16 protein-coding genes are annotated in these 20,795 nt (G+C 59.2%); 6 read left to right on the top strand and 10 right to left on the bottom strand.

Translation table 11 applies throughout. The features are described 5' to 3' along the window. The first annotated feature begins 15 nt into the window (after nt 1–15). Together LAP85_00420 and LAP85_00415 are read left to right on the top strand one after the other, a co-directional pair. Nucleotides 16–1,839, top strand: a complete 1,824-nt coding sequence (locus LAP85_00420) for a DUF5668 domain-containing protein (protein MBZ5494838.1) — start codon at nt 16–18, stop codon at nt 1,837–1,839. A gap of 21 nt (nt 1,840–1,860) precedes the next feature. Further along, complete coding sequence (locus LAP85_00415; protein ID MBZ5494837.1) at nt 1,861–2,721, top strand: toast rack family protein; 861 nt, start codon at nt 1,861–1,863, stop codon at nt 2,719–2,721. A gap of 39 nt (nt 2,722–2,760) precedes the next feature. Here the strand turns inward: LAP85_00415 and glgC are convergent, their stop codons facing one another. Further along, a complete protein-coding gene (gene glgC / locus LAP85_00410; protein MBZ5494836.1) occupies nt 2,761–4,035 on the bottom strand; it encodes a glucose-1-phosphate adenylyltransferase in 1,275 nt (424 codons plus the stop codon). 129 nt (nt 4,036–4,164) lie between these two features. Further along, the gene (locus LAP85_00405; protein MBZ5494835.1) at nt 4,165–4,458 is read right to left on the bottom strand and encodes a hypothetical protein; all 294 of its coding nucleotides are present in this window, start codon (nt 4,456–4,458) and stop codon (nt 4,165–4,167) included. A gap of 320 nt (nt 4,459–4,778) precedes the next feature. Between LAP85_00405 and LAP85_00400 the strand changes: the two genes are divergently transcribed. From LAP85_00400 to LAP85_00390, 3 genes are all read left to right on the top strand, one after another. Beyond that, the gene (locus LAP85_00400; GenBank protein MBZ5494834.1) at nt 4,779–5,939 is read left to right on the top strand and encodes a P1 family peptidase; all 1,161 of its coding nucleotides are present in this window, start codon (nt 4,779–4,781) and stop codon (nt 5,937–5,939) included. Further along, nucleotides 5,936–6,967: a hypothetical protein gene (locus tag LAP85_00395; GenBank protein ID MBZ5494833.1), complete on the top strand. Its 1,032-nt coding sequence runs from the start codon at nt 5,936–5,938 to the stop codon at nt 6,965–6,967. Before LAP85_00400 ends, LAP85_00395 begins: the two co-directional genes overlap by 4 nt. Nucleotides 6,968–7,036: 69 nt before the next feature. Beyond that, nucleotides 7,037–7,870, top strand: a complete 834-nt coding sequence (locus LAP85_00390) for a hypothetical protein (GenBank protein MBZ5494832.1) — start codon at nt 7,037–7,039, stop codon at nt 7,868–7,870. A 10-nt stretch (nt 7,871–7,880) separates the two neighbouring features. Here the strand turns inward: LAP85_00390 and aspS are convergent, their stop codons facing one another. Together aspS and ispG are read right to left on the bottom strand one after the other, a co-directional pair. Beyond that, nucleotides 7,881–9,641, bottom strand: a complete 1,761-nt coding sequence (gene aspS / locus LAP85_00385; protein MBZ5494831.1) for an aspartate--tRNA ligase — start codon at nt 9,639–9,641, stop codon at nt 7,881–7,883. Nucleotides 9,642–9,797: 156 nt separating this feature from the next. Beyond that, nucleotides 9,798–11,018: a flavodoxin-dependent (E)-4-hydroxy-3-methylbut-2-enyl-diphosphate synthase gene (gene ispG, locus LAP85_00380; protein ID MBZ5494830.1), complete on the bottom strand. Its 1,221-nt coding sequence runs from the start codon at nt 11,016–11,018 to the stop codon at nt 9,798–9,800. A gap of 234 nt (nt 11,019–11,252) precedes the next feature. Between ispG and hpt the strand changes: the two genes are divergently transcribed. Further along, complete coding sequence (hpt, locus tag LAP85_00375; GenBank protein MBZ5494829.1) at nt 11,253–11,879, top strand: hypoxanthine phosphoribosyltransferase; 627 nt, start codon at nt 11,253–11,255, stop codon at nt 11,877–11,879. Here the strand turns inward: hpt and LAP85_00370 are convergent. From LAP85_00370 to LAP85_00345, 6 genes are all read right to left on the bottom strand, one after another. After that, entirely contained in the window at nt 11,863–13,035 is a 1,173-nt protein-coding gene (locus tag LAP85_00370) for a phosphopentomutase (protein ID MBZ5494828.1), read from the bottom strand. The two genes, hpt and LAP85_00370, sit on opposite strands and share 17 nt — an antisense overlap. Nucleotides 13,036–13,155: 120 nt before the next feature. After that, nucleotides 13,156–13,353, bottom strand: coding sequence for a 30S ribosomal protein S21 (gene rpsU / locus LAP85_00365; protein MBZ5494827.1), 198 nt, complete (start codon nt 13,351–13,353; stop codon nt 13,156–13,158). 208 nt (nt 13,354–13,561) lie between these two features. After that, complete coding sequence (locus tag LAP85_00360) at nt 13,562–14,488, bottom strand: tetratricopeptide repeat protein (protein MBZ5494826.1); 927 nt, start codon at nt 14,486–14,488, stop codon at nt 13,562–13,564. Beyond that, complete coding sequence (gyrA, locus tag LAP85_00355; protein MBZ5494825.1) at nt 14,469–16,928, bottom strand: DNA gyrase subunit A; 2,460 nt, start codon at nt 16,926–16,928, stop codon at nt 14,469–14,471. The genes LAP85_00360 and gyrA overlap by 20 nt, the downstream gene beginning before the upstream one ends. 8 nt (nt 16,929–16,936) lie before the next feature. After that, nucleotides 16,937–19,348 (bottom strand): DNA topoisomerase (ATP-hydrolyzing) subunit B, encoded by a 2,412-nt coding sequence (gene gyrB / locus LAP85_00350; GenBank protein MBZ5494824.1) that lies wholly within the window; start codon nt 19,346–19,348, stop codon nt 16,937–16,939. A gap of 339 nt (nt 19,349–19,687) precedes the next feature. Beyond that, nucleotides 19,688–20,794: a DNA replication/repair protein RecF gene (locus LAP85_00345; protein ID MBZ5494823.1), complete on the bottom strand. Its 1,107-nt coding sequence runs from the start codon at nt 20,792–20,794 to the stop codon at nt 19,688–19,690. Nucleotide 20,795 lies beyond the last annotated feature (1 nt).

The raw sequence follows: 20,795 nt of genomic DNA, 5'->3' as shown, positions 1-20,795 counted from the left end.
TAGGAGGAGGATCTCATGTCTGCTGGTTCCCGCAAGGGCGCATTAATCTTCGGGGTGATCCTGATCTGCATCGGTCTGGCCTTTTTTCTTTCCAACTGGTATTCGACCCTCAGAGCGTGGCAGTTGGTCGCACGCTATTGGCCGGTCCTGCTGATTCTGGTCGGGGCGAAAAAGCTCTATTTCTATTTCACCTGGCAGGAGGAGCCGGCAGCCGCAGATCCCGCCGCGAGGCGCTTGCGAAGACGGCGGCCCTCGTTGTTGGGGGGCCTGCTCTGGGCTGCCCTGGGGATCGTGTTCCTGCTCAAGAACTTCGGCATCGGGCCGGATTTGTGGGCGATTGCGCGGCGTTACTGGCCGATTCTTCTCATCCTGCTCGGCTTGGGAAAGGTTATTGACTACTTCCGGCAAAAAGAAGGAGTTTCCCTCAAGATCGGAGAGGTTTTCGGCATACTGTTTGTGCTCATCATCGGCTTGGCGATCTCCCAGATCCCAGACAGCGCCATGAAGGACATCCTGTCAACATCCATAAACATCGGCGGCACCGACGTGTTCATCGGGACATCGCACGAGTACACTCAGGAATTCACGTACCCCCTTCCCGCAGGAATACCCTTGCGCATTGAGAATTCCCACGGCCTCGTCACCGTTTCCCCCGGCAGTGACGGCGAGGTTCGCATCCGCCTGCGCAAGAGAGTTTACGAAGACGATGAGGCGCGCGCCAGGCAGATCGCCGACGAGATCAAAATCGAGGGAGGGGAAGAGGGCAAGGCGGAGGCTTCGTCTTTCACAGTGAAATCGAACCGAGACGATCTGTCTTCCAAGAACTACCGCTTCAATACCGATATGGAGATCCTGGTCCCGAGGAAAGTGCAGCTGGATATCCAAAATCCTTTCGGCGGAGTGAACGTCTCGGGTCTCGACTGCAAGCTCAACGTCCAATCGAGCCATCAACCTCTGGAAGTGCGCGAGTGCAGCGGCAGCTTCTCGGTGGCAAACAGCTACGGCGAATCGAGGCTGGCAAACCTGACCGGCAACCTCTCGGTCGATTCCCACGGGCGGGTCACCGTGGAAACTGTCAAAGGCGATGTCGACATCCGCGACCAGTACTCTCCGGTGCAGATCAACGACATTGAGGGAAAAGTGACAGTCGCGAACGAAGAGGGCGGCATTGTCATCGATCATGTGTCAAAGCCCGTGATCATCGATGCCCGCGGGAGCCAGATCAGCGTGAGTAACCTGGGGGACAGCCTGAAGATCACCAGCAGCCACAGCAGGCGCATCCGGGTGACCGATGTGGCCGCCAATGTGACACTCTCAAGCCAGTACGCCACAGCCACAATGAAAGGTGTCAAAGGAAACGTGGACGTCGACGCCAATTCGGGCTCAGTCACTCTTAACGATGTCGGCGGTTATGTCAAAGCTACGGCACAGGGGGCGCTCGTCCAGGTGACCCGGGTGGGCGGTCCGGTGGAAATCAGCACGACCTTGAAGGAAGTGATCGTGAACGACTTCAGCAAGGGCTGCAAGGTGACGAACGAGCGCGGTGATGTCACACTGTCGACTGCGACGTTGGGAAAAGATGAGATCAACGTCAAAAACAGCAACGGCGAAATCACCCTGTCTTTGCCGCCGAACTCTGTTTTCCAGATCGATGCCACTGCCCGCAACGGTCGTATCTCAACGGACTTTGCCGGACTGGAACCCACTTCCGGACCCGGCGACATCACCACGATCAAAAAGCTGAAACCCGGAGCCCCCAAGATCTTCCTCGAGACGGAAAACAACGACATTTTTGTGCGAGCCCTGGAGGTCGAGCGGGCGAGCAGGCGCGACAAATAATCATCGTCCAGGAGAAATCCGATGAGAGACATCCTCTGGAAGGCAAGCATTGCAGCGGCTGTTCTATGCTCCGGCTGCAACTTGGAGCAGCGGGTTCCCGTGGAGATGGCCACGATGAATCAGAGCCGCCCCATCGGCAGTGAGTCCTCCCTGCAAGCGGATGTACGCCTCGATATCGGCTCGCTCGAGATTTCGGGGCAAAGCGCGTCGCGACTGTACTCGGCAACCCTGGAGTATGACAAGTCCAGCTACCTACCCGAGATCAACTATGAGCCCGGCACCGAAGGACGCCTCACTTTCAAGCTCGAAAGCAATCATCTGGGGGGTATCCGGACCGAGCGGCAGAACAACAGGCTAATCCTCTCCCTCACGGATGCGCTGCCGGTCAGCCTTCAGGTCAATACCGGCGTGGGTGACGCCCGGCTCGCCCTGTCGCGCCTGCGCCTGAGCCGCCTCGATCTCGAAGCCGGCGTCGGCGGCGCCAGACTCTCCGCTTACGATCCGAATCCGACAGTCTGCGACCAGATCCGCCTCCGCAACGGCGTGGGCAGCCTGGATGCCGTCGGCCTGGGCAACCTCAATTTCCGCCGGTTTGAATTCGAAGGCGGAGTAGGCGGGGCCAACCTTGATTTCTCCGGCTTGTGGAAGCAGGACGCCGAAGTGCGAGTCCAGGTGGGCGTGGGAGGTGTAGACGTGAAGATGCCGCGCGATGTGGGCGTCAGGGTTTCCGCTGAAAAGCATTTCCTAAGCGGCCTGCGGCTCGACGGTTTTCACAGAGAATCCGGCGCCGACTACTACAGCGAGAATTACAACGAAAAGAAGATCCATGTTTCGGTGGTCGTCACGACCGGCATCGGCGGCTTCCGGATCACCTGGATCTGACGCAGCCACCCGATTGGCGGGTTCACGTCTTTTCCGCGATTAACCCAGGAGTGAACCGCTGGCGGCTGAGGCGAGGCCGGCTTCCTGGCTTTGCCCGCGGCGCAGGTCCTCGAGCGCGACCACCACGATACCGCTTTCGGTTACGTGGAACCGCCTTCGATCCTCTTCCGGATCGAACCCGATGATCGTTTTTTCTGGCAAGCGGACACCCCGGTCGATAATGGCCTTGGAGATCCGCGAATGACGCCCCACCTCGACGTGCGGAAAGAGAATACTGTGGTCAACCTCGCAGTAGCTGTTGATGCGCACCCCCGGCGAGAGCACTGAGTTCACCACCCTGCCGCCACTTATGATGCAGCCTCCCGACACGATCGAGTCGAGGGCAACGCCCATGCGTTGATCCTTTTGGGCAAAGACAAACTTGGCCGGCGGGTACTGGGGCTGGTAGGTACGAATGGGCCATTCCTTGTCATAGAGATTGAAACGGGGGCTAACCGCGATCAGGTCCATGTTGGCCTCGTAGTACGCCTCCAGCGTTCCCACATCCAGCCAGTACTGGAACTCTTTCTTGTTTTCGTCGACGAAATGATGGGCGTAGACGCTGCAGCGCTTGATCAGCCCGGGGATGATGTCCCGGCCGAAGTCGTGTGTGGAGTCGAGATTCTGGGCATCTTCCTCAAGTATCTCGGCCAGCAGCGATTTGTTGAAAACATAGATCCCCATCGAGGCGTAGATCTTGCCTGATACCGTGCTGCCCTGTTCCATTACGCACGGTTTTTCCCTGAAGTCGCGGATTCGGCCGGACTCATCCACCTGCATGATCCCAAAAAGGTGGGCTTTTTCCGGCGGCACCTGGATGGCGCCGATGGTTACGTCCGCCTGCTTGTCGACGTGCTGCTTCAGCATGCGGTAATAGTTCATCTTGTAAATGTGATCGCCCGAAAGGATCATGACAAAGTTGATCTGGTCGACACCCTTGATCGAATAGAGGTTCTGCCAGACGGCATCCGCCGTACCCATGTACCAGTTGTCGCCAACCCTCATCTGGGGCGGGATGACTTCTATGAACTCGTCGAGGTCCTTGGCAACCACGTTGTACCAGCCGTTCCGGATGTGCCTGTGCAGCGACAGAGATTTGTATTGAGTCAGGATGAAGACCTTGCGCAGGCCGGAGTTGATGCAATTGCTGAGCGTGACATCCACGATCCGATAGCATCCCCCGAAGGGAACTGCCGGCTTGGCTCTGTGCCGCGTGAGAGGGAACAGACGCTCGCCCGCCCCCCCGGCAAGAAGAATGCCCAGAGTCTTGTGCATCAGGATACCCATTTCTTTTCACCCTCCGCTAGAAAAGCCCGCGTCCCGTCCCGGGCCCAGAGAGCTCGTTCCTTACTGCCGGGCAGCAGTAAGTCCTGTTGCCAGCGGACAAAACTTCACACTCGTCTGTCACAGGCAGACGGCCAGGATCGGCAAACCAGGAGCCGATCGGGATGCAAAACTGCAACTCAACGAAGAGACTCTTGGCATCTGAGTCAGCACATAGATAAGCTCCTCGGTGAGCTCATCCGCAATATATCCCTGGCCACTCGTCGCACTCAAATCCGCAAACGGCAAAACGGCGATGCGCTTCCATGGGTGCGCCGCGGGAGCTTCGCGACGACTTCCTTCTTCGGGGAGTGTCGCGAACTCCCGAAGGGTGAATACCGGCACATAGCTTCCCTTGTGGTATTCTATCAGCACTCGATCCCATCTGCCCTCAGTTTCGTAATAAGCTTTGAGCCGGGAACGTAACCGGAACCTCGTTCTTAAAGTAAAGCGGATCGAGTATGCGTTTTCAAGCGCGACGGTACGAGCGCCCCTCAACGAGCGCTGAAATTCTGAAACAAGATACCCATTTCCTGATGTTGGTTCGATCCGATGGCCGAAGAGCGACCGAGAGAAATTGGGAAATGCGTATCCTGTCACCGAATTCCGCGCAAAAGCTGTACAATGGCATACGCTGAAGGCGGCCGGCCGCTTTCGCCTTTTATGCGTCAAGGCTTCCGACGGGGGTGAAAATGATGTGGGGATCCTGTTCCTTGTCTTTCTGCACCGGACTGGGACTCGCGCTCTCTTTGTTCGTACTCTGCCCTCAGGCTGCGGGCCAGAAGAGGGCGCGTGAGCTCGGCATCACACCTGGGGTGATGCCGCCCGGACCACTGAATGCGATCACGGACGTCGCCGGGGTAGCGGTGGGCCATGTCACTTTGTGGCAAGGGGAGAACGTACGCACCGGCGTTACCGCCATCCTGCCCCACTCGGGCAATCTCTTTCAGCAGAAGGTCCCCGCTGCGGTCTTCGTGGGCAATGCCTTCGGTAAGCTGGCGGGCAGCACGCAGGTCGAGGAACTCGGAAATCTCGAAACGCCTGTCGTCCTGACCAATACCCTCAACGTGGCAGAGGGCATCGCCGGGGTGGTCGAATACACGCTGGCGCAGCCGGGCAACGAACAGGTTCGCTCCGTCAACGCAGTTGTGGGCGAAACCAACGACGGGACGCTCAACGACATTCGAGGACGCCACGTCAGCAGGGAGCAGGTGCTCGAAGCTATCCGGTCCGCAAAGGGCGGTCCGGTTCCCGAGGGCGCGGTGGGCGCCGGCACCGGAACTGTCTGCTTCGGCTTCAAGGGCGGCATCGGCACTTCCTCGCGTCTGGTCGGCGCCCCTCAGGGCGGTTACACGGTGGGCGTGCTGGTTCAAACCAACTTCGGCGGCGTGCTCGAAATCAACGGCGCGCCCGTGGGGCAGGAACTCGCGAAGACCCGCCGCAGAAACCCGAATAGCACGCCGGACGGCTCCTGCATGGTGGTTGTGGCGACCGACGCACCTCTCGATGCCCGCAATCTGAAACGCCTGGCAGCTCGTGCCATGTTGGGTCTGGGAAAAACGGGATCTTACAGCAGCAACGGCAGCGGCGATTATGTGATCGCGTTTTCCACCGCGCCCGACGCACGCGTCCCCGCGGATTCCAAGGTCCGGACACTCTCGCCGCCGCTACTGACCAACGATGCTGTGTCGCCGCTCTTCCAGGCGGTAAAAGAGGCGACGGAGGAGGCCGTCTACAATTCGCTCTTCATGGCAAGGACGACGACTGGATTCGGCGGGCGCACCGTGGAAGCGCTGCCTGTCGACCGAGTCCTGGAAATCTGCCGCAAATACAACGCCATTCGGGAAGGTAAATGAAGGTCTACGGCTGGCTGGGACTTCTGCTCCTCCTCATCGCGGAGTTCTGCCTGTTCCGGAAGATCGAACCCTTCTACTCCTGGTTCTATTGCTTCGCGTGGTGGTCTTACATCCTGCTCGCCGACAACCTTCTGCTCCGGCTGCGCGGCCGGTCGCTGCTTTGCGGGCGGCGCGCCGAACTGTGGCGCATGCTTCCACTTTCGGTCTTTATCTGGCTCAGCTTCGAAGGCTACAACCTGGCACTGCGGAACTGGGCATACAGCAGTGTTCCGGCCGGGATGTGGATCCGCTGGATCGGGTACTCTGTGGCTTTTGCTACCGTACTCCCCGGAGTGTTCATTACTACAGACCTCTTCGAGCACCTGCTTTTCGGACGTCCGGGCCCCTCTTTCGCATCCGAGCACGAGGATTTGCCCGCGCGCCCGCAATCGGCTCCTTCTCCCGCGTTCGCAGTGCTCGGCCTCTGCCTCTGCGTCGCACCGCTGCTCTGGCCCCGCTATTTTTTCGCCGCCATCTGGGTAGGGCCGATCTTTCTGCTCGATCCCTTGCTGGAACGACTCGGGCTTCGGAGCCTTTCGCTGCAGATCGCCACCGGGCAGCGGCGCAGGATCTTCAGCCTGCTGGTCGGGGGGCTGGTATGCGGCATATTGTGGGAATTCTGGAATTTCTGGGCGGCATCGCACTGGATCTATTCGGTTCCGTTCTTCGGGAGTTGGAAAATATTTGAGATGCCCCTTCCGGGTTTCCTGGGTTTCCCGCCCTTTGCGCTCGAATGCTGGATCCTCTATCACCTGCTCAATCAACTGCAGCACCGATGGAGGTCAGGATCTGCGCGCGCGGCCTTCTGGCTCGGCATCGGTCTTTTCTGCATCCTCGTTTTCCGTGCGATCGACAACCACACGGTGCTTCGATTCGTCTCAGGAAGCCCGGGCGTGGCTGGGCCTCAGGCGGTCGAGAGGATGCTTGCGGCAGCGGGCAGGGAGATGCATCGGCATACATCCAAGTGCGGTGGCATGACACCGTCGTGAGGTAGAAGTCAAATGTGGCGTCATGCCGCCGCACGCCAAGGCGCCTTGAGCGCACAGGAGCGTACCCGCATGTCAGTTCATTGGATACTGGCCTTTCTCCTCCTCGCTGCCGGGTGGCAGCAGGGCGAACCCGCGCCGCAGAAGGGTTCCGACGCGAAAACGCCTTACGTGGAGAAAAGCGAGAAGCAGTTTGCTTTCTATCCCGGTGGCAAGATCGAGATCAGCGCCGCCGCTCCCGGCAGCTTCAAAGTCGTAGGCTGGCAGAATGCTTCCGTCAGGGTGGAGATCGAAAAGGTGTTCTTCTACCTCGCCCCCGAGGAGGCGCAGGCCGTCTCCAGGCACTACCCGGCGCGCGTCACCAACACACCGACTTCGGCCCGAATCAGCACCTCCGGTACGCCCAAGCCCGGCGCCATGATGGAGGTGAATGTTCAGGTCTATGTGCCCAGGGAGAGGACCGACCTGAGCATCAAAATGATCAAGGGCGACCTTTCCGTGGCCTCATTGAGCGGATCGATCGAGGCGACGCTCGAGGATGGGAACATCGATGCGAAAGATCTGGCCGGGTATTTTTCGGGGATCACCAAACGAGGCGACCTGATCGTCGAACTGAGCGGCTCGTCCTGGAGGGGCTACGGGTTCATCGCCGCGACGCGGCGCGGCTCTATTGAATTCAAGCTGCCTGTCGACTATTCCGCCGCCCTCCGGCTTGAGACCGGTGACGGCAAAATCTCGGTCGATTTCCCCGAGCAGATGGTCGAAGGGGAGTTGGTGCCGCTGCCGGTAGTAGCGAAAAAGAAAGCACGCTCCGTAAGTGCTCCGGTTGGCGCGGGTGGCCCTTCAATCAAGCTGAAGACCCTCTCCGGCGACATCATCCTCACGGGAACCGGCCGCAAAAACTGAAAATAGAGCATCACTCGGTGATTTCAAGGTGAAGCTCTTTCAGGTGCCTGGGGTCGAGTTCGGACGGGGCATCGAACATCAAGTCGCTGGCGCTGGCGGTTTTCGGAAAAGCGATGACTTCGCGGATGTTGGGTTCATCGGCCAGGAGCATTACCAGGCGGTCGATCCCCGGCGCCATCCCGCCGTGCGGCGGCGCACCATACTCGAAGGCCTCGAGCATGTGTCCGAAGCGGCGGTATGCCTCCTCCTCGCTGTAGCCAAGTCGTTTGAAGATGCGCGCCTGGACGTCGCGGCGGTGGATGCGGATGCTGCCGCTCGAGAGCTCGTATCCATTGCAGACGAGATCGTAGGCTTTGCTCATGACCGAGCCTGGGTCAGTTTCGAGCATGTCCAGATGCTCCTCCTTGGGCATGGTGAAAGGGTGATGGGTGGAGCTCCACGTCTTTGTTTCCTCATCCCATTCGAACATCGGAAAATCGACCACCCAGGCAAATGCCAGCAGATCCGGCGGCGCCAGCTTCAGGCGGTCGCGGAATTCGAGGCGCAGGTTGCCGAGCACCTTGTGGACCAGCGCCGGTGCTTCCGCAACCAGGCAGACCAGATCACCCGTTGCAGCATCCATTCTGCCTGCCAGCTGTGCTGCCTTCTCTGCGCCCAGCGTTTTGGCGAGGCTTCCCTTCAGGCCCGCAGAAGTCCAGCCTATCGTGGCCAAGCCCTTCGCACCCCAGGCCTTGACGAGATCGGTCAGCCCGTCCAGGTCCCTGCGTGAATAGGATGCGCACCCGGGTGCCTTGATCGCTTTTACCGCCTGCCCGCTGCGGGTGGCGTCGGCAAACATCTTGAGCTCCGAATCGCGGAACAAGGCCGTGACGTCGGCGAGCTCCATGCCAAAGCGTAAATCCGGCTTGTCAGTGCCAAACCGGGCCATGGCCTCCTCATAGGTGAGTTTCGGAAAGGGATCGAAGAGGCGCTTGTGGGGAGCGACTGCGGGTACCAACCCCTTGACCAGCCCCTCGACGACAGCGAGCACATCCTCACGATCCACGAACGACATTTCGAGATCGAGCTGCGTGAATTCAGGTTGGCGGTCGCCCCGGAGGTCCTCGTCGCGCATGCAGCGCGCGATCTGGAAGTAGCGCTCGTATCCAGCCACCATGAGGAGCTGTTTGAGTTGCTGCGGGCTTTGCGGGAGCGCATAAAACTTGCCCGGCTGCACACGGCTGGGTACAACATAGTCGCGCGCCCCCTCCGGGGTCGCCTTGATCATAATGGGCGTCTCGATTTCGTAGAAGCCCTGCTGGTCAAGATAATCGCGGATGAACTTTATCGTCTTGTGCCGCAGGGCCATATTCTTCTGCAGCCGCGCCCGCCTGAGATCAAGATAGCGATATTTCAAGCGGAGGCTTTCGTCGGTCTTGTACCCATCGTCGTCCAGCTGGATGGGAAGCGCCTTGGAAGGGTTCAGAATTTCGAGGGCCTGCGCCAGCACCTCCACTTCGCCGGTAGGCATGGCCGGGTTGACCATGCCTGCGGGTCGAGCCTGAACCAGGCCCGTGCACTTCACGACGAATTCATTGCGCAACCGCACCGCGACCCCGGAGCAATCGCCGGATTCCTGATCGACCGTAACCTGTACCAGACCCGACCGGTCGCGCAGATCAATGAAGATCAAGCCGCCGAGGTCCCGGCGCCGGTGCACCCAACCGGACAGCACGATCGTCTTCCCGATGTCAGAAGCGCGCAGATCACCGCAATTGTGTGTCTTGAGCATAAGGTCTCGGTTTCCAGAATGGCGGTTTCATTTGGTCAAAGCCTTAACCACAGCAGATTCTTCAGACAAAGCTTGCCACGGATTCCGCGAAATCCGCGAAAATAATTGCGGCTGCCGGTCATTTTCCGTCAAATCAGTCTGATCCGCGGCCGGGATTCAATTCTGCGCAGGAGAATAGTGTGAAGCGACGTACTGGTTCAGGATTTTTATGAACTCGGCGACGATGTCATCGCCGCGCAAGGTTGTTGTCAGGCAGCCGTCCACGTAGACCGGCGCTTTGGGTTCCTCCCCGGACCCGGGGAGGGAAATCCCGATGTTGGCATGCTTGGATTCCCCGGGACCATTCACCACACATCCCATCACCGCCACTTTGAGCTCCTCCACCCCCCGGTATCGCTTCAGCCACGCGGGCATCTGGGTCCGTAGATAGACCTCGATCTGATCGGCCATTTCCTGGAAAAATGTGGAAGTGGTGCGGCCGCAGCCCGGGCAGGCTGAAACCTGGGGCATAAAGCTCCTGATCTCCAACGACTGCAGGATCTGTTGAGCCACCCGCACTTCTTCGGCCCGATCTCCCCCGGGAGCGGGCGTGAGCGATACGCGGATCGTGTCGCCGATCCCTTCTTGCAGAAGAACAGCAAGAGCCGCCGTGGAAGCCACGATGCCCTTGGCTCCCATACCGGCCTCGGTCAGCCCGAGGTGCAGAGCGTAATCGCATTGTGCCGCCAGGGAGCGGTACACCAGGATAAGATCTTGAACTCCGGAAACTTTTGCGCTCAGGACGATGTGATTGTGCGCCAGTCCATAGTCCTCGGCCCTATGCGCCGATTCGAGCGCACTCAAGATGATGGCGTCAATCATGATGTCGCGGGCGGTGCGAGGCGCGGGGCTCAGACGATTCTGGTCCATGAGCCGGGCCAGCAACGCCTGATCGAGCGAGCCCCAGTTCACACCAATGCGCACCGGCTTGTCGTTTTCGATGGCCACTCTGATCATCCGGCCGAAGTTCTCGTCATGATGCTTGCCAGCCCCCACATTGCCGGGATTGATGCGATATTTGGCCAGCGCACGCGCGCATGTCGGATACTGCGAGAGCAGAAGATGCCCGTTGTAATGGAAGTCGCCGATCACCGGCACTTCGACGCCCAGATCCGACAGCCGCGCCATGATCTCAGGGACCGCACGGGCCGCCGCATGAGTGTTGACCGTGATTCGGACCAGTTCGGATCCCGCGGCAGCCAGGGCAGACACCTGGCGCGCTGTCGCCGGCGCATCCTCCGTATCGGTGTTGGTCATCGATTGCACGACGATCGGCGCATCACCGCCCACTCGAACCCGGCCCACCATGACCGGTGCGGACTTCCTTCTCATTCCCATCGCGACATCACCCGCAGCTTCTCGCATCTCTTTCCTTCCGTGGAGGAAAAATTTAGTCCATCGCGACCGCCTCATCAAGCGCTATTGCTTGGCATCCAAAAGCTGATTGCGAAAACACGAGGATTCTAAGACGCAGGGAAAATCCAGGCTGCTGCTTTTTTTAATCTTAGAGTCTTTGAGTCTTCGCGGTTCAGTACAACTTGTGATAAAGATTACCCCACCACTTGCTTGCCGATGCATACGGTTCTGAGCATCGTGCCGAAGGCAAGCATCGAGAAGGGAGGCTGTGTGGCTGTCGATTGGTATCGTCATCTGAATGAAGCGCTCGGCCCGATTCTGTTCGAGGCGGAGACGATTCAAAACCGGGTCGCGGAACTCGGCCGCCAGATCACGGCGGACTACGACGGCAGAACGCCGCACCTGATCGGAGTTCTCAAAGGGGCTACCGTTTTCCACGCCGATCTCATTCGCGCCATCGGAGTGGGCCTCTCGTTCGATTTCATGGCAGTCGCCAGCTACGGAACCGGCATCAAGAGCAGCGGCGAAGTGCGCATCCTGAAGGACCTGGACGAGAGCGTGGACGGAAAGGACGTCCTGCTCGTGGAGGACATCCTCGACACGGGTCTTACACTTCATTACCTGCTGGAAAACCTGCAATCCCGCAATCCGCGCTCCCTGCGCGTCGTCACCCTGCTCAGCAAGCCGTCCCGCCGGCAGATCGCCGTACATGCGGACTATGTGGGATTTGAAGTGCCCAACAAGTTTGTCGTGGGGTACGGTCTGGATTTCAACCAGCGCTATCGCAATCTACCTTACATCTGCGAGTTGATTCTTCCGCCCGGCACTATCGCAGATCTTTGAGAAAAGACCTGCCGGCAGGCAGCGCGAGCCCGAAGTTCTCGGCGACGGTCTGGCCGATATCGGCCAGGGAATCGCGTGTGCCCAGACTCACGCCCCCAGCGAGCTTGCGGCTGAAGACGAGGATCGGCGTGTACTCGCGCGAGTGGTCGGTGCCCGGTGTGGTCGGATCACAGCCGTGGTCCGCCGTGATGACCAGGCAATCATCCTCCCCCAGAGCTCCGCAGAGCTCAGGCAACCGGCGATCGAATACCTCGAGACCGCGGGCGAAACCGGCGCAATCATTGCGGTGACCCCAAAGCGTGTCGAAGTCGCCGAAATTGCTGAAGATCATCCCCTCAGACGCCAACGCCAGCGCCGTGATCGTCGCGTCCATCGACTCGTCGTTGCCATGGACCGGCAGATCCCTCGTGATACCGCGGCCATCGAATATCGAAGCAACTTTTCCGACTCCGATGACGGACAGGCCCAAGCGCTTCAGCCGATCCAGCAGCGTCTCTCCCGGCGGCGGCACGGCGAAATCCCTGCGGTTGGCAGTACGCCGGTACCTGCCGGACAAGCCGGTGAACGGCCGCGCGATCACGCGCGCCACCCGGTCGGCCCCGACGAGCAGTTTGCGGGCGATGCCGCAGATGCGGTAGAGCTCCTCGAGGGGGATAACCTCCTCATGCGCGGCGATCTGGAAAACGGAGTCCGCAGAAGTGTAAACGATCGGCTTGCCCGTGGCCACGTGCTCATCGCCGAGGTCTTTGATGATTTCCGTTCCCGAAGCCGCCACGTTGCCGAGCACCTGCCGCCCGATTGCATTTTCAAACGGCTCAAGGATCCGGGCAGGAAAACCGGCCGGATAGGTCGGGAATGGCTCCAGGCTCAAGATGCCGGCCATTTCCCAGTGCCCGACCGTCGTGTCCTTGCCATTGGAAAGAATCGCCGCCTTGCCGAAGCAACCGCGGACCGGTTGGGGCGGCTGGAGAGTGGTGAATGGTCTTATCGCTGCCAGCCCCAATTCAACGAGATGAGGCAGCCGCGGCTCTTCCGCACTGATGACGTGCCCGAGGGTGTCACTGCCGGCATCGCCCCAACGCTCGGCATCGGGCATGGCCCCGATCCCCACGCCGTCGAGCACAGCCAGAATGATTCGCTGAAATTTGCGCTCCACCGAGTGACCTCTGGGCGTTCGGATGAGATCAAAAATGAAACCGCAGATGCACGGGGATGCGCGCAGATATTGATCTGCGTGCGTCTGCGTTCATCTGCGGTTCCGTATCTCTTTGCTGCGTCAGCCGCGCATTCCGCGCATTTTCTTGCGCAGCCGCTTGCGGGCGAGTGCCTGCTTGATGCGTTTCTTTTCGCCGGGCTTAAGATAGAACGAGTGCTTCTTGACATCCTTGATGATGTCTTCCTGCTGAACTTTGCGCTTGAAGCGCCGCAGTGCGCTTTCGAGTGATTCGCCTTCGTTGACGATGACTTCCGCCAAGCCTAAACACCTCCTTCCCATAACGACGGCATACCTTACTCTCCCTGCCGGTGGCTGTCAAGCCACAACTGCCTCAACCGATTAATTATACGGCTGTGCCCAGGCTATGAAAAGGTCTGCAGCGCGACTATTTTGGGATTTTGGATTTGGATGGCGGATTTGGGATTTTTCGATTCATGAGAACAGGACTGACATCAGTATCCAAAATCTAAAGTCCAAAATTCTCCTTCTTGTTCGGAGGCGTTTCGGGTTGACGCACGGGCGCCCTGGGTGTGCCGGTTGCACCCGGGTTCACTCGGGGGCGGTCCCAGTCCGCCGCACGGCCTTTCTCGACTTCCTTGCGTTTCCTGCTCAGGCGCTCAACCTCGCTGCGGAGGTACCGCTCGTTCTCGGGGGTCTCATCCAGCTTGCGGATCGTTTCGATGGCGTTGTCGAAATCGAAGAGATTTTCGTAGGTCTCCGCCAGATTGAGGATCGCGCGCCGCCGGCTCTCCGAGCACTCCGCGCAGCTCGCCGAGAGCACTTTGCGGAACGGTTCGATGGCATCATGAAACCTCTTTTGAACCTGGTAGATATTGCCGATCTTGAGCGACACCTGGGCGGCGAGCTGGTCTTTGATGCCGGATTCTTCGAGGCCGTGCAGCTCGCGCAGGGCGCGATCATAGTCTCCTTTCTTAAAGTAAGCGTTGGCACGCTGAAACAGAATCTCCGGGCGATCATCAAGACTCTCCGCGGCGAGGAGCTTGTCGTACTGAGCTATAGCCTGGTCCAGATCGATGAACTCGTTGGCGTAGATGGAGGCCAGTTGGCGGCGCGCCCGGAGTGCCTCCGGACGATCGGGGAATTCCTGGGTAAGCCTGTCGTAGAATTCGATCGCCTGTGGGATCTTGCGCAGATTGAGATAGTAGATATTGCCTATGTTGAGAAGGGCACGCGGGGCATACCTGCCGCGCCGCTCGAGCCTGTAGAGGTCCTCGTCGGCCTGGATGGCCTCGTAGTAGCGCCCCTTGCGCCAGCTCGCCTCCGCCTGGTCCAGAAGCTGGCGCGAGCTGGAGATGCAGCCGGCAAGAAGACCGGGGGCCAGGAGCAGGCACCAGGCAATTATCCGGCTCCGATCACAAGGGCGCGCTCTCATTCCCAGGCTCCTCCGACTCCTCTCCCGCAACCACGGTCACGCTGGCTACGACGTCTCCTTCCTCCAGGTCGATGCACTTGACGCCGAGGGCGGCCCGGCTCTGCGTGTTGCGGATCTGGTCGACATAGAGCTTGATCAGTTTCCCTTGGGCCGTGATCAACATGACGCAGGCGTCTTCGTGGACATGACAGGTATTGACCACCTCGCCGTTCTTTTCACCGACCCGGATATTGATCACACCCGATCCGCCCCGCCCCTGCCGCGGGTACTCGTCCACCCCGGTCCTTTTGCCGAATCCCTTTTCTGTGACGGTCAGGAACTGGCCGTCGCCGGCGAGAGCCGACATCGCCACAACCCTGTCGCCCTGCGCCAGCCGAATTCCGATCACGCCGCGCGCGGTTCTGCCCATCTCGCGGACGTCCTTCTCCGAAAAGCGGATCGACTTGCCCTTGCGCGTCGCGAGCAAGATGTCATAGGACCCGTCAGTCAACTGACACCCGATCAGTTCATCATCTTCCGGCACGGTGATGGCAATGATTCCGGAACTGCGCGGGTTGGAGTATTCGCTCAGCGCCGTTTTCTTGACGATGCCGTCGCGGGTCGCCATCACGACGTACCGGTCCACGTCGAATTCTTTGACCGAGACGATGTCCGCGATCTTTTCCTCCTTGGACATGTTGACCAGGTTGACGATCGCCTTGCCTTTTCCCGCCGTCCCCACATCGGGGATTTCATATACCTTCAGCCAGTAGACGCGTCCCTGGTTGGTGAAAATGAGGAGGTAGCTGTGCGTCGAGGCGACGAAGACATGATCGATGAAGTCCTCCTCGCGCGTGGTCATGCCGATGCGGCCTTTGCCGCCCCTTCCCTGGGAGTGATACAGCGAGGCGTTGGTGCGCTTGATGTAGCCGGAATGGGTGACAGTAATCACCACATCCTCCACGGCAATCAGGTCTTCCAGCGTAATCTCGGCTTCCTCGTCCACGATCTCGGTGCGCCGTTCATCACCATAGGCCTTCTGCAATTCCTTGAGTTCGTCGACGATCACTCCCTTGAGGACATGCTCGCTGGCCAGGATCTCCTTGAGACGGGCGATAAGTTTCAGGATCTCCTCGTACTCGGCATAGATTTTCTCCCGCTCCAGTCCGGTCAGCCGCTGGAGGCGCATGTCGAGAATGGCCTGCGCCTGGAGCTCGCTGAACTGGAACTGCGTCATCAGGCCTTCTTTGGCGACAGCCGGTTCCTTGGATGCTCGGATCAGAGTGATGATCGCGTCTATGATGTCGAGGGCGCGCCGGAGGCCGTCCAGGATGTGCAGGCGTGCTTCCGCCTTGCCCAGTTCGAAAATTGTCCTGCGCCGGACCACGTCCTTGCGATGGTCGATGAAGCAGGTCAGGGCTTCTGCCAGCGACAGGATGCGGGGCTGGTTATTGACGATCGCCAGCAGGATGATGCCGAAGCTGGATTGCATCGGGGTCATCTTGTAGAGGTTATTCAGCACGACCTGGGCCGGCTGGTCTTTCTTGATCTCGATGACGATCCGCATTCCTTCCCGGTCGGATTCGTCCCTGAGATCCGCGACGCCTTCCAGCTTCTTGTCCCGGACCAGCTCGGCGATGCGCTCGATCAGCCTGGCCTTGTTGGTCTGGAAGGGAATCTCCGTCACGATGATCGCCTCGCGGTCGCGTCCCAGGTGTTCAATGGCGGCCCGAGCCCGCATGATGATGATGCCGCGACCGCTGTGGTAGGCGGACCGTATCCCGGATCGGCCGTAGATAAAGCCGGCCGTCGGAAAATCGGGGCCCGGCACCAGGGCCATCAACTGACCCAATGTGGCCTGCGGATTCTCGATCAACAGGATGGTCGCGTTGATGATCTCCGCCAGGTTGTGGGGTGGAATGTTGGTCGCCATGCCGACGGCAATCCCGGAGGATCCGTTCACGAGCAGATTCGGAAACTTGGCCGGCAAGACCAGAGGTTCCGACAGCGACCCGTCGTAGTTGGGACCGAAGTCGACGGTTTCCTTTTCGATGTCCGCCAGCAGTTCGTCCGTTATGCGCGCCATCCGGATCTCGGTGTAGCGCATGGCGGCGGCGTTGTCTCCGTCGACCGAGCCGAAGTTGCCCTGCCCGTCGATCAGGGGATAGCGTATGGAAAATTCCTGAACCAGCCGCACGATCGTGTCATAGACCGCCGTGTCGCCGTGCGGATGATATTTGCCGATGACGTCGCCGACGATGCGCGCCGACTTCTTGTAGGCCTTGTTGTAAGTGTTTCCGAGATCATGCATCGCATACAGCACGCGGCGATGCACGGGTTTGAGTCCGTCGCGGGCGTCGGGCAGGGCCCTGCCGATGATGACGCTCATCGCATAGTCCAGGTAGGACTTGCGCATCTCGTCAATCAGATTTACCGGGGTCTGCTCCAATGCCGGATTCATAGAGGAAATCAGATGTCCAGATTGCGAACGTTGAGGGCGTTATCTTCGATGAAACGGCGCCTGGGTTCGACGGCATCCCCCATCAGGATGGTAAAAATGGCATCGGTTTGCACCGCGTCGTCGATCGAAACTTTCATCAGTGTTCGGGACTCCGGGTTCATGGTCGTGATCCAGAGCTGTTCAGGATTCATTTCTCCCAGACCCTTGTAACGCTGAATGGTAAGGTCCTTTTTGCCGAGGGCGAGAATGTGTTCGAGCAACGCTTCACGGGACACCACCGTGATCTGGCCGCCGTTCTGCTTGACCGAAAAAGGCGGCTTTTCAAAGGGCGTCATTTCAGAGTAGAGATGAAACAGCCGCTGCCATTCAGCCGATGAAAGGAAATCCCAGTTGATCGTCAACTTGCTCCCGTTGCCGTTTTTCTGAATGACCAGGGAATGGAGCCCGTGCTCCTCATCGAGCAGCGTGGTGCATTGATAGCCGATCTCCTGCAGAATCCGGCCGAGCGTCTCCAGCAAGTCCTTCTGCTGGAAGAGCTCCTTCAGACTAAAACCCTGCTGCAGCAAAGCGCCTTCCCCTGCGACGAACAACAGCAGCCGGTCCAGCAGTTCGGAGTTTTCCAGGCGCCGGTTGAGCTTGGCGTAAATCGATGCCCGGTCGTTGATCCCCTTCAGCAACTTCACCAGCGGCGCTCCGCTGAACTGCAGTCCGGTTTTCTCGACCGTCACCACCACATCCTGGGTGGCGCGCTGCATCAGGTATTCCTCCATCTCGCGCTCGGTCCGGAGGTACTTGATGGTTTTGCCGTGCTTGACGGAGTACAGGGGCGGTTGGGCAATGTAGATGTGCCCCCCTTCGACGAGCTCGGGCATCTGGCGGTAGAAGAACGTGAGCAGGAGCGTGCGGATGTGCGAACCGTCGACGTCCGCGTCGGTCATGATGATGATCCGGTCGTAGCGGAGTTTGTCGAGGGCGAAATCTTCCTTGCCGATGCCGGTTCCGATGGCCGAGATCATCGTGGTGATTTCCTGGTTGCTCAGCATCTTGTCAAACCGTGCCTTCTCGACATTGAGGATCTTCCCCTTGATGGGAAGTATGGCCTGGAATTTGCGGTCACGGCCCTGCTTGGCGGAGCCGCCGGCGCTGTCCCCCTCAACGATGTAAATCTCACAGAATTTGGGATCGCGCTCCTGACAATCGGCGAGCTTGCCCGGAAGCAGAGCCGTATCCAGGGCACCTTTCCGGCGCGTCAGATCGCGGGCTTTGCGCGCGGCTTCCCGTGCCCGCGCGGCTTCCACGGCTTTCATCAGGATCTTGCGGGACCACTGCGGGTTTTCTTCAAAAAATGCCCCCAGGTTGTCGTTGACCGCGGTTTCCACGATCCCCTTGATCTCACTGTTGCCGAGCTTGGTTTTGGTCTGCCCCTCGAACTGAGGATTCCGCAGCTTCACGCTGATGACGGCTGCCAACCCTTCGCGCGCATCCTCCCCGGTCGGATTTTCCTTGAGATCCTTGAGCAGATCATGGGCCTGCGCGTAGGAGTTAAGGGTGCGCGTCAGCGCCGACTTGAATCCGATCAAGTGCGTGCCGCCTTCGTGGGTGTTGATGTTGTTGGCAAACGAGAAGATGGTTTCGCTGTAGCCGTCGTTGTACTGCATGGCTACCTCCACGACCACATCCTCTTTTTCGGCCTGGAAGTAAATGGGATTCGGATGAAGGGCGTTCTTGTTCGCATTCAGGTGCTCCACGAACGAGACGATCCCGCCCTCATACCTGAATTCCACGCGCCGATCCGAGCGCAGGTCTTCGAGCACGATCTCCAGGCCTCGGTTGAGAAACGACAATTCCCGGAGGCGGCCGGCAATCGTGTCGTAATTGAACTCCAGGGTCTCGAAGATGGCGGCGTCCGGCATAAAGGTGATTTTCGTGCCGCGACGCTTCGTGGTACCCGTTTCCTTAAACTCCGTGACCGGCTTTCCGCGCTCATAACTCTGCTCGTACACCTTGCCGCCGCGCCAAATTTCCAGGTCCAGGCGCCGGCTCAGAGCGTTGACGACCGAAACCCCGACCCCGTGCAAACCACCCGAAACCTTATAGGAGTCGTTGTCGAACTTGCCGCCGGCATGAAGCACGGTCATGACGACTTCTGCCGCCGACTTCTGCGCCTGCTGATGGAAATCGGTCGGAATGCCGCGCCCGTTATCCACGACCGTGATGCTGTTGTCGATGTGAATGGTGACTTCGATCCGCGAGCAGTAGCCATTGAGAGCCTCGTCGACCGAGTTGTCCACCACTTCATAAACCAGGTGGTGCAATCCTTCGACCGATGTCGACCCGACGTACATCGCGGGTCGCAAGCGCACGGCTTCCAGTCCCTCCAGCACCTTGATTTGCTCGGCGCCGTAAGCTTCTTCCGCCATGCGTTCGGTGACCGGAGAAGCACTCTCCGGGGTGCCGGCTGCGGGCACGTTTGGATCCATATCCTGCATGCTCAAATTCTCTAACTTCGCGCCGTCAGAAGTTGATTTAACCCTTTTTGTTTATAACAACTTATTGCCGAATACTCGAACCCCAAATTATACCACGAAGCGGCACAAAAAAACTATGGAAATCGGCTGGTAGCAAACTTTATATCTTATTGATAACAAACGGTTTTCTGTTGAGCTCGAAGCCCGCCCCAGATCAAACCACGGTTCCTTTAAAAACCATCGAGAAGGTGGAGAGCCCACGGACGTTTTTGTCGTCCCGGCGGTTCATTTTCAGGAATTGTCGGGGTCGACTTTGCCTGCGTGCACACGCAAGCGGCAGGCGTAAGCGTCGAGGCGCGGAAGGACCTGCTCCTTTGCCGTCGTCAGGAAAGTCTGGGTGCGCCGGGATAAGTGATCCAGAAACGCCTGCAGTCGTTCGTTGTCCAATTCGGCTTCCACGTCGTCCATGAGGAAGACAGGATAGAATCCGCAAATCCTGCGGTGAATCTCCATTTGAACGAAATAGAGCGCCAGCAGGCAACTGCGCTGTTGTCCCGCGGAGCCGAAGTCGGCCAGAGGTTTTCCATCCAGCATGAGCATCAGGTCGTCCCGGTGAGGGCCGACGGTGGTAAAACCTTTGCTCTCGTCGATGCTCCTAGCCTTCCTGAGGCTCTGCCGGAAGTAGCCCTCGATCTCCTCTGCGCCGGCGTCGGTCGCTGCGGCGATCGATGAATATCTGATTTCGAGCGATTCCGTGCGGCAAAGCGGATTTACGAGTTCCCTGCTCATTTCCTCGATGTAGCGGCGCCGGTTCCAGAGAATCCGGCTCCCCTCCCGGGCCAGCTTTTCGTCCCAGCTCTCGAGCAACTCACGCTCCGTTTTTCCGGCGCTCTTCCGCATGGTCCCAAGGAGATGATTCCTCTGCCGCAGCGCTCTGTTGTAAGCTGCCAGGCGCTGCATGTGCCCGGGGTACGCAGTGATCATGGCGCGATCAAGAAACGCCCGTCGCTCGACGGGCCCGCCGCGAACCACCTTCATGTGTTCCTGGGTAAAGGCCAGGGTGTGGAGGTTGCCGATGAATTCAGTCCATCCCACCGGCTTGCGGTAGAGCAGCAGCTGCTTTTCTTCCGCCAGGGAGATCGAGATCCCCAGATCCCGCGTCGTGGTACCGTGTTGGATTTTTCCTTCCAGACGGCATTCCTGCCGGCCGTGCTGGATGCAGTCTCTCGGGGTCGCGGTTCGGAAACTCCTGCCGTAACCAAGCAGGTAGATCGCCTCGAGGAGGTTTGTCTTGCCCTGCCCGTTCTGTCCGTACAGGAGGTTCGTGCCAGGGCAAAACTCAATCTCCTGCAGGTCGAAGTTGCGGTACTGATAGAGGCGGAGATTGAGTACCTGCACA

This window comes from Terriglobia bacterium, from assembly GCA_020072565.1.
Classification (GTDB): Bacteria; Acidobacteriota; UBA6911; order UBA6911; family UBA6911; genus JAFNAG01.
This window is presented reverse-complemented; position numbering and strand designations above follow the sequence as displayed.

Coding starts and splice junctions, on each gene's coding strand:
- LAP85_00420 (MBZ5494838.1), top strand. CDS start 16: ATGTCTGCTGGTTCCCGCAAGGGCGCATTAATCTTCGGGGTGATCCTG.
- LAP85_00415 (MBZ5494837.1), top strand. CDS start 1,861: ATGAGAGACATCCTCTGGAAGGCAAGCATTGCAGCGGCTGTTCTATGC.
- glgC (MBZ5494836.1), bottom strand. CDS start 4,035: ATGCACAAGACTCTGGGCATTCTTCTTGCCGGGGGGGCGGGCGAGCGT.
- LAP85_00400 (MBZ5494834.1), top strand. CDS start 4,779: ATGTGGGGATCCTGTTCCTTGTCTTTCTGCACCGGACTGGGACTCGCG.
- LAP85_00395 (MBZ5494833.1), top strand. CDS start 5,936: ATGAAGGTCTACGGCTGGCTGGGACTTCTGCTCCTCCTCATCGCGGAG.
- LAP85_00390 (MBZ5494832.1), top strand. CDS start 7,037: ATGTCAGTTCATTGGATACTGGCCTTTCTCCTCCTCGCTGCCGGGTGG.
- aspS (MBZ5494831.1), bottom strand. CDS start 9,641: ATGCTCAAGACACACAATTGCGGTGATCTGCGCGCTTCTGACATCGGG.
- ispG (MBZ5494830.1), bottom strand. CDS start 11,018: ATGGGAATGAGAAGGAAGTCCGCACCGGTCATGGTGGGCCGGGTTCGA.
- hpt (MBZ5494829.1), top strand. CDS start 11,253: ATGCATACGGTTCTGAGCATCGTGCCGAAGGCAAGCATCGAGAAGGGA.
- LAP85_00360 (MBZ5494826.1), bottom strand. CDS start 14,488: ATGAGAGCGCGCCCTTGTGATCGGAGCCGGATAATTGCCTGGTGCCTG.
- gyrA (MBZ5494825.1), bottom strand. CDS start 16,928: ATGAATCCGGCATTGGAGCAGACCCCGGTAAATCTGATTGACGAGATG.
- gyrB (MBZ5494824.1), bottom strand. CDS start 19,348: ATGGCGGAAGAAGCTTACGGCGCCGAGCAAATCAAGGTGCTGGAGGGA.